Origin of the sequence: Bradyrhizobium sp. BRP56 (assembly GCF_020194035.1) — a bacterium.
Taxonomy (GTDB): Bacteria; Pseudomonadota; Alphaproteobacteria; order Rhizobiales; family Xanthobacteraceae; genus Bradyrhizobium; species Bradyrhizobium australafricanum.
Genome location: NZ_JADYVV010000004.1, coordinates 145,187 through 157,057, shown reverse-complemented (window position 1 = coordinate 157,057; position 11,871 = coordinate 145,187). Strand labels below are relative to the sequence as shown.

Annotated in this window: 9 protein-coding genes and 1 riboswitch; of the genes, 2 read left to right on the top strand and 7 right to left on the bottom strand. The window is 59.0% G+C overall.

Features of this window, described 5'->3' with window-relative positions; genetic code table 11:
- The first annotated feature begins 415 nt into the window (after positions 1-415).
- The gene (locus tag I6F38_RS05150; RefSeq protein ID WP_225159303.1) at positions 416-748 is read left to right on the top strand and encodes a hypothetical protein; all 333 of its coding nucleotides are present in this window, start codon (positions 416-418) and stop codon (positions 746-748) included.
- A gap of 105 nt (positions 749-853) precedes the next feature.
- Positions 854-1,057: riboswitch (cobalamin riboswitch) on the top strand.
- A gap of 101 nt (positions 1,058-1,158) precedes the next feature.
- Entirely contained in the window at positions 1,159-3,504 is a 2,346-nt protein-coding gene (gene metE, locus I6F38_RS05145) for a 5-methyltetrahydropteroyltriglutamate--homocysteine S-methyltransferase (RefSeq protein ID WP_225159302.1), read from the top strand.
- Between the two features lie 716 nt (positions 3,505-4,220).
- Here the strand turns inward: metE and hemN are convergent.
- The 7 genes from hemN to I6F38_RS05110 all read right to left on the bottom strand — a co-directional run bounded on the left by hemN (position 4,221) and on the right by I6F38_RS05110 (position 11,868).
- Complete coding sequence (gene hemN / locus I6F38_RS05140; RefSeq protein ID WP_225159301.1) at positions 4,221-5,573, bottom strand: oxygen-independent coproporphyrinogen III oxidase; 1,353 nt, start codon at positions 5,571-5,573, stop codon at positions 4,221-4,223.
- Positions 5,574-6,049: 476 nt separating this feature from the next.
- A complete protein-coding gene (locus I6F38_RS05135; protein WP_225159300.1) occupies positions 6,050-6,676 on the bottom strand; it encodes a hemerythrin domain-containing protein in 627 nt (208 codons plus the stop codon).
- A 149-nt stretch (positions 6,677-6,825) separates the two neighbouring features.
- Positions 6,826-7,509, bottom strand: coding sequence for a helix-turn-helix domain-containing protein (locus tag I6F38_RS05130; protein WP_225159299.1), 684 nt, complete (start codon positions 7,507-7,509; stop codon positions 6,826-6,828).
- A gap of 485 nt (positions 7,510-7,994) precedes the next feature.
- On the bottom strand, positions 7,995-8,828 hold the full coding sequence (locus I6F38_RS05125) for a universal stress protein (RefSeq protein WP_225159298.1): 834 nt from the start codon (positions 8,826-8,828) through the stop codon (positions 7,995-7,997).
- A gap of 660 nt (positions 8,829-9,488) precedes the next feature.
- Positions 9,489-10,094: a response regulator FixJ gene (gene fixJ / locus I6F38_RS05120; protein WP_225159297.1), complete on the bottom strand. Its 606-nt coding sequence runs from the start codon at positions 10,092-10,094 to the stop codon at positions 9,489-9,491.
- Positions 10,091-11,521, bottom strand: a complete 1,431-nt coding sequence (locus tag I6F38_RS05115) for a PAS domain S-box protein (RefSeq protein ID WP_225159296.1) — start codon at positions 11,519-11,521, stop codon at positions 10,091-10,093. Before I6F38_RS05115 ends, fixJ begins: the two co-directional genes overlap by 4 nt.
- Positions 11,522-11,634: 113 nt before the next feature.
- The gene (locus I6F38_RS05110) at positions 11,635-11,868 is read right to left on the bottom strand and encodes a hypothetical protein (protein WP_311990172.1); all 234 of its coding nucleotides are present in this window, start codon (positions 11,866-11,868) and stop codon (positions 11,635-11,637) included.
- Positions 11,869-11,871 lie beyond the last annotated feature (3 nt).

Sequence of the window (11,871 nt, the reverse complement as noted above, 5' to 3'; positions counted from 1 at the left end):
ATGTCGAGGGCGTCCCCGCCTGTTGTGCTTGGCACTTTGCGGCCTGCACCAACGCGGAGCCGCCCTTCAGCGGCGAGCGATATAGAATCGACGTTAAGGAACGTCACGGATCAAGCAGGCGGTACGAGACGTGGCATTCTCCGCTCGCGCAACGTTAGGGGCCGTCGTCTACCTGCTCGTCATTGCAGTCAACATTCGAGGAGCTGCGCGTCCACGCAGCCGTGTCGACCGGCAAGAGGGAAGCCTCAGGTCTGCTAGCTTCGGCTTGAACTACTCAACACATCCGAGAGCATCTGTCTGACGGGGCGGCTCATAAAAGGCCTTGCCATCCAGCCGAACAGACCGACAGTAAAGACGGCAGCAGCAAAGACGCCGAGGACGCTCCAAACAGCCATTTTCATTGCGAGGGTCTCTTTTGGTTGTGGTGATTCAATATGCTTGCTTTGGCCAGTATCACCAAAACGTCGGCGTGACGCCTACCAGGATTGGCTGGTGGCACATCACCGCTGAGCACGCTGCTGGAATTAGCGAATACCTCTTGCGCCTATTCGCCACTGATCCATGGTTATTGGTGGAAAAGAAAGGGCGCGTCGAAGCGTGCTCGATGAATCGTTCAAAAGCCGGGCCGCAAAGCGTCTTGCGCGGCGCCGTGAGCTTCTTCGTGCTGGGCGCATTCGTCTCGTGCACAGATCTGACACGCCGCCCGACACCAATGCGCCTCCGAGATGGTCATTCCGATATCCTATGACTGGAGATGGCTTCTACGTCGCGATCAAGCGTGGCCTCGGAGGGGCATTCGCGTAAGAGAGGTCGCAGCACCAATTTGAGAGGTTGACGGCCGAGTTCTCTTGCCGATAATCCAAGTCGTCGAGGTTCTCCGGTTTCCGTTTGATCCGGAGCTAAGAGGGAAGCCGGTGCCAATTCCGGCGCTGCCCCCGCAACTGTGAGCGGCGAGCTACTGTCCAACAAAGTCACTGAAGCCCGCGCGGCTTCGGGAAGGCCGGACAGCAGCAATGACCCGCGAGCCAGGAGACCTGCCCCGACAATATGTTCATCCACGGGCGGGGTGTCCCGGTGGTGCGCCAAGCAGCCGTCGCTCGGGCGACTTCTCCTGCCTGCGTCCGCCCCGGCCTTTGCCCCCAACACGGGGTTAGCGCTATGTCTCTTCTCTCACTTCCGGTTGCCACGCTCGGAACGCCGCGCATCGGTCCAAGACGCGAGCTCAAAGTCGCACTCGAAGGCTACTGGGCCGGGAGAATTAGCGAACAGCAGTTGCTTGAGGACGCAGCCGGCCTACGTGCCGCGAACTGGGCGCGCCAGAAGTCCCTCGGTGTCACCGTCATTCCGTCGAACGACTTCTCGCTGTACGATCAGGTGCTCGACACCAGTGTCATGGTCGGCGCCATCCCGGAAGTCTACGCCTCGAAAGCCGAGCCCGTTTCCCTCAAGACGTATTTCGCCATGGCACGCGGTTCACAATACGACGGCCGCGGTGCGAGTTGCGGCCACGGACATCGCGGCGATGGCGCACCCGCGCAGGAGATGACCAAGTGGTTCGACACCAACTACCATTACATGGTCCCGGAATTTCATCGCGGACAGACTTTCAGGCTGTCCTCTCGCAAGCCTATCGACGAGTATGAGGAAGCCAAGGCCCTTGGCTTTCAGACTCGCCCTGTCCTGATCGGCCCGGTCACATTCCTAAAGCTAGGCAAGAGTGCTGATCCTGCGTTGCAGCCACTGTCACTCCTGGATGACCTGATACAGGTCTATATCGAGGTTCTGCAGGAATTGGCCAAACGCGGGGCAAATTGGGTTCAGTTCGACGAGCCCTGCCTGGTTCTTGATCTGGATGCGGAATCAAGACAATCCTTGCTACATGCCTATGACCGGCTCGCCAAGGAAGGGCCGGCCATCAAGATCATGGTCGCCAGCTATTTCGGTGGCCTCGGCGACAATCTTCCCACCGCCTTGCGCCTACCTGTCGCCGGGCTGCACGTCGACCTGGTTCGGGCGCCAGCGTTATTGGACCAGATCATTACCGCCAAGCGAAGTGATCTCGTGGTGTCACTCGGCGCGATAGACGGCCGCAATGTGTGGCGGACGAATTTGTCGGCACTGCGCCAACGGCTCGATCCCGCTATCGCGAAGCTGGGCAAAGATCGCATACAAATCGCTCCATCCTGTTCGCTGCTTCACGTGCCGGTCGATGTTGAACTCGAGACGGAGCTCGCTTCAGACATCAAGGGTTGGCTAGCATTCTCCGTTCAGAAGATACGCGAGCTTGCGACCTTGGCGCGCGCTCTTGCAGGCGATCAGGATGTTGCTGGCGCTCTTGCGCAGTCGGAGCGCGTCACCACCGATCGTGGAACTTCGCCAAAGATCCGAGATGCCGATGTCGCCATCCGGATGAGAGCGATCAACCAGACCACGCGCCGGCGCGCCAGTCCATTTGCCAGTCGTGCCGAGATTCAACGCAAGCGCTTCAAACTACCGGCGTTTCCTACCACGACGATCGGATCGTTTCCGCAGACTGCAGAGGTCCGTAATGCCCGGGCAGCACACGCGCGAGGCGCGATGAACGACGGGCAATACGACGAGTTCCTCAAGGAGGAGACTGCGCGTGCCGTACGTTGGCAGGAGGACATCGGCCTCGACGTGCTCGTGCACGGCGAGTTCGAGCGCAATGACATGGTGCAGTACTTCGGCGAACAACTCGCAGGCTTCGCATTTACCAAAAACGGCTGGGTACAATCCTATGGCTCGCGCTGTGTCCGGCCGCCGATCTTGTTTGGCGATGTTTCACGGCCGAAACCGATCACCGTGGGGTGGTGGCGGTACGCGCAATCACTAACCGAGAAGCCGATGAAGGCGATGTTGACCGGACCAGTGACGATCTTGAACTGGTCGTTTGTTCGCGATGATATTCCCCGAGCCGACGTCTGTCGTCAAATTGCGCTCGCGATCCGAGACGAAGTCGGCGATCTCGAAAATGCTGGTGCAGCCATGATCCAGATCGACGAGGCTGCGCTGCGCGAAGGATTGCCGCCGCGCCGATCGGAGTGGACGGCTTATCTCGAGTGGGCCGGGGATTGCTTCCGCATCTGCTCATCGGGCGTCGCCGATCAAACCCAGATCCATACCCACATGTGCTACTCGGAATTCAACGACATCATCGATGCGATTGCTGCAATGGACGCGGATGTCATCTCGATCGAGACTTCGCGCTCGAAAATGGAGCTGCTCGACGCTTTCCGGAGCTATAAATATCCGAATCAAATCGGGCCGGGTGTGTACGATATCCATTCTCCGCGCGTGCCCGAGGCGGGCGAGATGAAAGAGCTCGTCGCTTTGGCTCGGAAGCGGCTGCAGGATTCGCAACTTTGGATCAATCCGGACTGCGGCCTGAAGACGCGCAAATGGGAGGAGGTTCGCCCGGCGTTGGTCAACATGGTGTCCGCTGCCCGCGAACTACGCGCTGCATCCACTCCGGCCGACCGTTGATCTGGGCCTGGTCTTTCGTCGAGAAGGCCGATCGCGTGTCAACGATTTGCGGGCTCGATAATCGTGAAAAGCGTTGGTGATCGGGAAAAAGGCCCGGCCGCCTTTAGCGGCCGGGCGGAAGTGTGTCCGGGAGGAGCGACGCTGCTAGGCAACGTGCTGACTTCCATCGGCGGAAGGAGGGCAGCCGATGGTTCGATTACGGCGGGGACATCCGCCGAAATCTGACCCCAGTTAAGGCGCAAGCTCAGCGTAGCTCAATCATGCCCTGGTATGCGGCCCCTATAGCTTGGGATTAGAAATCTACACCAGGGTTTGTCGCTGATGAGTACTTTCGCAACGTTGCGGGGCTGAGCAATGTGGGGCGGTCGTGCCGGCCGATCACGGACGGGCATCAAGCGCACGTTGGTACGCCTTTCTGCCGGAAACGTTGGACTCGATCAACGGGACCATACGATAACGCGTACAGCAAGGATCTTATCGTGGTGACCAATGCAATCTGCGGCTTGCTATTGATCTGGCTTTAGCTAGTCATTGGTCTAGTCAAGTTTTTGTTCCAACCTCTGTTGGGAATCTTGTGCGGCTCGACGCAGAGGGGCCGGCAAATGGGATGCCGATCAGCGTGCTCCTGATCGCGGCGACTGCTTGCGATCCAAAGCATAGGCCAGTTAAGTGATGTCGCGTTGGGATCTGAAACGGCTCGGTTCGGCTTAGTCGGTTTAGACCGCCAGACTATGGGTAGCCCCGGTCCGGGTAAGGTGAGCGTCGAAGATCGATGCGACGTTCCGGGCCAGGAACTCTGCGCCACCGGCTATGGAAAGCCGGCCATCATCCATCACCACGACGCCATCGGCGATAAGGCCGTCGAGACGAGAACGATCGACGACGGCCAAGCTTGGATCCCGGCCATAACGACGGGATGTCTCCCAGAGATCGACTGTCAAATCGCACATGATTCGTTCGATGATCTCGGCGTGGAAGCGATCGTCGTCAGTCAGTAGATAGCCCTTTGCGATGGCGAGCCGATCCTCGCTGATGCGAGCGAGGAAGTCCTTCGTCTGGACGGCGTTCGCGACAAAGCCCTGTTGCATACGGCCGATGGCGCTGGCGCCCAGCCCAATCAAGGTGTCCGCGCTATCGTCAGTATAGCCCTGGAAATTGCGCCTCAACCTGCCTTCCTGGCTCGCCAGGGCGAGATTGTCGTCCGGTAGGGCGAAGTGATCGATTCCGACGCGGACATATCCCGCATCAACCAAAGCTTCCGTGATCGTTTCGGATTGGACGTGGCGCGCGACGCTATCGGGCAGGGTGGACGCATCGATCAGACGTTGATGCTTCTTGAAGGAAGGAATATGCGCGTAGCCAAAGGCCGAAAACCGGTCCGGATGAAGCTCGAGGCATCTGGCGACGGTATCCAGGCACGAAGCGACCGTCTGCCGGGGCAGGCCATAGAGCAGGTCGAAATTGATACGTTCGACGCCGGCACGGCGCAGCCGATCGACCGAGGTCGCGGTCTGTCCGAAGCTCTGCAGACGGTTGATGCCCTGCTGAACAACTGGATCGAAGCTCTGGACACCAAGGCTCGCCCGGTTGACCCCGCAATAGCCGAGAGCCTCGGCCATCGGCTCGCTCAACATGCGTGGATCGATCTCTACGGCGATCTCGGCATCAGGCAGGACCGCGAATGAATGGCGCAACGAACCGACCAGATCAGCGAACGTTTCAGGTGTCATGATCGTCGGGGTGCCGCCCCCGAAGTGGATATGAGAGATCGGTTGCCGTCGGCCAAGGGTTTCTGCAACGAGGTAAGCTTCGGTCCGCAGTCCCGCTGCATAGAACGAGATCGGCTCCTGGCGCTTCGTGACAGCCGTGTGGCAGCCACAATACCAGCACATGCGTCGACAAAACGGCACGTGCACGTAGATCGAGGCGGATTGCTGCGCGCCCAACGACTTGAGCCACGTTTGATAGTCGGATTCGCAAATCGAAGCTGAGAAATGGGGGGCCGTCGGATAGCTGGTGTAGCGCGGCAGCCGTTGCTGCCCGTAGGCTTGTGCCAAGTCCGGTCGCATTCGGAGTGCCTTTCTTCCCTCGCCAACCGATTAGCGGACACGCGGCGGATTGGCTTTGCGCTGGCTCAAAATATCCGCGTTGTTGATGGCCATAGCGGCCCTAAAGCCAAAATTGGTAGGGCATGCCCGCAATGTACGCATCGCACTTTGGATCGCGATAAAGGTCCTGCGCTGTTCCGGGCAAGAAGAGGCCCAGCAGTGCCGCAACGATCGATCGCAGTCGGTCGGTGGACGTAAGGGGCACTCATATCACAAAATCTCAGTCGGGCGCTGGTCGAGCCGCATTGCCAATTGCCCGCGACGCTCACGTTACGGGACCTGCCGGACCCCGGCCGTGTTTTGCGAAGGAACGGGCTGCAAGCGATCTTCGGGCGCGGATGTCGTCCTAGCCGCGCAGCGTAAGCGCCAGAAGGATGTCTTCATTTCAAGGAGATGAGCATGACCTGCACGGCCCGGCGTGCAGAGTCAGTGATCAATTACGGTCCATCGGCTTTGGCGCCATCTGGCGGCTTGCCGGCCATTGCGGACGAAAACGCCACCGAACTCCGTTCGGCTTCAGCTTCTTGCTCTAATTGCAGAATATGCGCTCTTAGTGCATCGGAAGTCGCTTCCGCCGTCTCGCTGAACAGCAGATCCCCATGATCAGTGCGGGCGGAAGCGATTTCCGTCCAATCCTCAGCCGATAGAGTCTTGACGGCGGCGGGGAAGAAATCTCGCTCTTCCCACATCATGTGGTGCCGCTCCCGCAATACAAAGTCGCGTACGATGTTACCGACGTCTTGCCGAAGGATTTCACGATCCGCGAGGATAGCATCGATAGCTTGAGCAAAATGGTGCAGGCGGTCGATGACTTCCTGGTGTTCATGCGCGAGATCGCCGATGAGTGCAGCCGCATCCGGATCGCGAGTTCTAAGCTTGGAGAAAATCAGGTCTTCCTGAGGATGATGGTACACCTCTGGGTAAACCTCGAAGTAGCTGATAATCGCGCGAATGACCTCATAGTCAGGACGGGCCCCATGCTCAAAGATCTCCAATTCACGCTGGAGGGCGACCAGAAGTAGGTCAATATTGCGATGCTCTCGAAGCAAAAGATCGATGATCATTGCGGTGCTCCAGGGAGGAACAATGTAAGCGAGCGATCCTGCCATCTGTGCGCGATCGCCCAAGCCGATGTTCGGGTGTCCTTCACGTGCTGCGATCCGTCGGCGCTGCTCGGTGCAAGGAAGTCCGCATTTCACAGTGCCTCTTGAGCTTAGCCCAAGTTCTGTGCAACGCGGCTCGGCAGTTTGTCGTTACGTAACTCGATTCGGCGCAAGGTCGGCAAGGCAATCACGCCATTCTGCTCGAGTTGAGTGAGGGTGCGCGAGACTGTTTCAATCGTCAAGCCAAGGTAGTCGGCAACATCCTGCCGTGACATCGGCAGCTCGATCGCAGCGTTCTTCGTAGTACGACGAGACATATCGAGCAGAAATGCCACGACCCGCTGTTCAGCGCTGCTGATCAAAAGCATCAGATGCTCCTGAAAGCGGCGGAGCTCAAGCGCCATCGCGTCCCAGAGCTGCCTTGTGAGCTCGCAATCTTGGTTGGCGCGAACGATGAGGGCGCTGCGCTTTACCATCAAAAGGTGCGTCTCACAGACCGTCTCCGCCGAAGCGATATGGCTGTCTCCGGCCTCAAAGCCGAAGATGTCACCGGGCAGATAAAACGCACCAATCTGACGACGCCCATCTTCCATGATCTTGTAGGTTCGTACAGCACCCGATACCACCTGGTATAGGTGTTCGGCTGCTTCGTCCTCGCCGTAGATCTCGCTATTGCGAGCGAATCGCATCGGGGTCGCGACCATACCAAACGGTCCATAGGTACGAGATTGCCTGCACAAGACGCTGCTCGCATGATGGCTGATCTCGTGAATACTCGTGGCCTGAGCGTACATGGCGGACTCGATCTTCGAAATGTCAATCGAGCGGAGATTGGCCGCTTCTGATGAACTGGAAAATTTGGATGTTTCCCCTAAGTAGAACCCACTAAGTATTTATACGTAAGCCGTGAGATGAACTCTCGATGGGACGACGCAGCCTTTCGGTAGCTCGAATGCAGCTCAAAGCCGACCAGCCGCGTTTGAATGAGGAAGCTGCATTCTGACTTGGCGGCCGTTCGGCTTGAAGTTGAGCTCGGGTGGGCGGTGACCAGATTGTCCCGCTGCTCTAGACCGGCAGCGTACGTGCAACGTTCGAAAACCGCGGCGCATGTTCAGCGGTTTCGCCCCGCCTCGTCGATGGAGCGACGGCGGGCCCGCGAAAGCCGGGACAAACGGCGCTCCTGTTCTCCAGATCGGCGGGCGGCTGGTGCCTCGCCCTTTCGCCCATCGACTGGGTTCGGGGCGCATCTGGCGGCATATCGCATCTATAATTCTTGCCTTCAGTGCGACATCAAAACCGGAATGACGTTTGCACGAAGCAGATCTCCCGAAATGCCACCGAGCAGCCTTTCCTGCAGCCGAGAGCGGACGTATCCGCCCATCACCAGCAGGTCGAGGCTTTCGTCCGCCACAAGCGACAGGAGGGCGCGGTGCACCGACCGGGATGCTGGGAGCGACACGATCTTTGCAGGAAGGCCCGACCTTTCAAGATACCGTCCCAAATGGTCGGCGGAGCTCTCCGCCGGGACCTTGTGCGCATCAGTCATCGCGATGATGGTCAGCGCGTCCGCTTCGCGCAGCAGCGGCATCGCGTCGTGCAACGCGCGGGCAGCAAGGCGGCTGCCGTCCCAGCAAATCCCAATTCGTCTGGCCGAAAAAGAGCCGTGGATGACGCTTGGCAGATACAGAACTGGCTTACCGGCCTGGAGCAGGATGTCCCTGGGAATAACGTTGTCATAGCTCTCGTAGCCGCTCTGGGGCTGCGTGACGATAGTCATGTCGTGCACTCGCGCGCTGGCGCAGATGCTTCGACGCGCCTCCGCTGGAACCGCGCTGAGCGCGCGGCTCGCATAAGAAATGCCGGAGCTCCTTGCCCGCAGATCAAAGACACGAAGTGCCGCTTCGGCTCTCTCCAACGCACGCGCCTGCTCGATTTCAAAGACCGAAGTGACGGCCACCCCGCTGAGTGCGGCGAGCGGAATAATGGTCCTCTCATAACCGATTGCCACAACGTCAAGATGCGCGCCCGTGCTCAGTGCGAAGGAAATCGAACCGTTCACCGCAGCCCGCACCGGGAGCTCCGTGGGAAGATGGACCAATATGTTCCCGAACATTGCCGTTCTCCGGGCGTTAAAGGATTGCTGCCGATCGGAGCACAAATCTGGGCCGGACAGTTGATCTGCTTCATACGCTCGCCGATTTAGTTAGGCAGGATCAAACCGGCCACGGACAGTTCGCGCAGAGTCCGATGCCAAGTAGAAGCAGCATGGCATGTGTTGCATCGCTCATGTCAACTGCGAATCCTGCACGATTCGTGCACAGCGATTTTTGCTGCACCGATTCGGGGGCGGCCCGAGATCGCGGATGCCGTCGATTCTCCCCGTTCCCTGCTCGACATTCACCCTCATCGACAACAGGTACACTGAGAGGATGGCCAGTACGGAAGATGATGCGCGGCTGGTTAGTCCGCGGCGAAGCCGAATACGCCAATGCTCAAGCCTCTCCAACGGCTGCCGGGGAATCAATCAGCGGCATGCGAGGACATTGTCGCAGACGGAGGGCGGGCGGCAGCGCGACGTGCGGGTACATCGTTCGCTGGGCTCGTCTTGATTTTCTCCATTGCCGGTCTGTGGTCCTGGCCTGTGCTCAAGGCTCCGCTGGGCAATACGTTTTTAAGGCGCGCCATGCTCGCGATTGAGGATCATTCCTGGACGAATTCTGCAAGATCTTTCGAACCACTGTTTGTCGCCTGGACCGTGCCGCTCGCGCCCCTGCTAGAATCCTGCGGCGATGGCAATCCGCATCAACTCGGACATGCTGCGTACATTGGTCTTGGCCATCAGGTTGGCGCGATAAACCTCGACCGTCCGGGGGCTGATGCCAAGATCATGGGCGATGACCTTGTTGATCTTGCCGGCTAATAGTCCCTGCAGGACGTCACGTTCGCGCGACGAGAGGTCGGCAAGGCGCCCTTCTGCCTGCAGTTTCGCTGCGTCATCGTCTGGCTTCGTTGGCCGCGCTTCCAAAGCAGCGTTGATGGCACGCAACAGCACCTCGTCCTCGAACGGCTTCTCGATGAAATCGACCGCACCCGCTTTCATCGCTTCAACTGCGAGTGATACATCACCATGGCCGGTTATCAGGACGACCGGACAGTCGAGGCGATCGGCCTTCAGCTTGCGGACCAGTTCGAGGCCGCTCATTCCTGGCATGCGGATGTCTGATACGACGCAGTCGATCGGACCGCTTGCAATGTCATTGAGAAACTCGGTCGCGGTCTCGTAGGTTGCTACCCAGAAACCACTAATATCAAGCAGAAACGCCAGCGAATCCCGCATCGCGGCGTCATCGTCGATCACAAGAATGCGCCGCCCGGTCATGCTTCTTCACCGACGTCCGCAAATGGCAGCGTGAACTGAAAGATCGTGCCGCCAGCCGGATTTGCTTCCGCCACGATGTGGCCGCCATGGGATTCCACGATTGTCCGGCAGATTGATAGTCCAACACCCATGCCGTGTTCCTTCGTCGTGACAAAGGGCTGGAACAGGCGGTCGGCGACATCAGGGCTGATGCCGGAACCCGTATCAGCAACGGTAAACCTGGCGAGACCACCAACCTTGCTGACTCCGACGGTCAATTCGCGGCGCGGACAGGAAGCCATCGCCTCGATCGCGTTGCGTATCAGGTTCAGAGCGACTTGCTGGATCTGGATCTTGTCTACGATCATTGACGGCAGATCGCGGTCGCTGCGCATCGTCACCCGCACGCCTTGTTCCTTGGCGCCGAGTAGGGCCAGCGCTACAGCCTCTTCAAGTAGCGTGAGCGGATTTTCCACAGAATGCTGCGTCTCGCCTTTGGCAACGAACTCCCGCAGACGCTTGATGATATCGCCGGCGCGCAGAGCCTGTTGGACGGCGTGTTCGAGTGCATCACCAATGCGATTGGCGTTCGGCCTGTCTGACGCCAGCAGGACCTTTGCGCCGCGCATGTAGTTTGTGATGGCGGAGAGCGGCTGGTTGATTTCATGGGCAATAGACGATGCCATCTCACCCATGGCGGTCAGCCGCGACACATGGACGAGTTCAGATTGCAGCTCCTGCAGCCGCCGTTCCTGCGCCCGCCGTTCGGTTAGGTCTCGGATAAAGCCGGTGAAGAAGCGTTCGCCGCGCACTTTGGCCTCACCGACGGAAAGTTCCATCGGAAAGGTCGAGCCGTCGCTCCGCTCGCCCACCACGATGCGACCGATGCCAATGATGCGCCGCTCGCCGGTGGTCAGATAACGTTCAATGTAGCGGTCATGCTCGGCCCGGTAGGGCTGCGGCATCAACTTGGATACAGTCTTTCCAACCACTTCGTCCGGCAACCAGCCAAATAAACGCACTGCCGCGGCGCTGAACGAGCGAATGATACCCTTCTCGTCAATGACGATCATGGCTTCCGGTACGGTGTCCAGGATCGACTGCAGATGAGCTTGCCGATACCGCGCCTGCTCCGATTCCTGCCGCAGCCGGTCGCCCATGAAGCCAAGCATGGGACCTAGTACCGCAAATGCGGCAATATCGATCATGTTTGCGGAAACGGTGATGAGGCTTTTCCCAAGAAATGCCGCGCTGATGACGAGGCAGAGCAGGGTCGCGAAGCTCGCTGGTCCGCGGCCGCCGGCGAAAGCGGCAAAAACGATCGCCGGAAGGTAGATGATCGTAAATGAGCGGTCATCGAGATACGGATTGAGCGCCGCGCGGAGCACGAGGGCGAGCGCGGCGGCTGCCGCGGCAGTACCATAGCGATACCAGATGTGGTCGGACATATTTGCCGGCAGACCCTCTCATTCGATCGATCCTACATCGTTTGGCCGCGGGAGGGCCACCGGAGTAAAGACGCGCGTCAATTCGCCGTTATATTGTTGCAGGATAGCCATCGCTATTTGAACCAAATGCGCCAGTGCGTGGGCTGCACAGCGACGTGTTCTCCGGTCTTCGCCTTGATCCAGCCGCCGAAGATGCGGCGGCAAGGGAAGACCAGCCGATGAATGGTATTGCCCTCGATCACGCCAATCTCAAGGTCGCGATCGAAGGGCGCCGTCTCGATCCGCTCCCACGTCACGTTGCCATTAGATCCTGGACGGTGTTCATCGCCGCCGACTGACAAATTCAAGTA

Bases quoted from the DNA above. Each gene is read 5' to 3' on its own strand.
- metE (WP_225159302.1), top strand. From the start codon at position 1,159: ATGTCTCTTCTCTCACTTCCGGTTGCCACGCTCGGAACGCCGCGCATC.
- hemN (WP_225159301.1), bottom strand. From the start codon at position 5,573: ATGCGACCGGACTTGGCACAAGCCTACGGGCAGCAACGGCTGCCGCGC.
- I6F38_RS05115 (WP_225159296.1), bottom strand. From the start codon at position 11,521: ATGTCCGACCACATCTGGTATCGCTATGGTACTGCCGCGGCAGCCGCC.
- I6F38_RS05135 (WP_225159300.1), bottom strand. From the start codon at position 6,676: ATGATCATCGATCTTTTGCTTCGAGAGCATCGCAATATTGACCTACTT.
- I6F38_RS05130 (WP_225159299.1), bottom strand. From the start codon at position 7,509: ATGTACGCTCAGGCCACGAGTATTCACGAGATCAGCCATCATGCGAGC.
- I6F38_RS05125 (WP_225159298.1), bottom strand. From the start codon at position 8,828: ATGTTCGGGAACATATTGGTCCATCTTCCCACGGAGCTCCCGGTGCGG.
- fixJ (WP_225159297.1), bottom strand. From the start codon at position 10,094: ATGACCGGGCGGCGCATTCTTGTGATCGACGATGACGCCGCGATGCGG.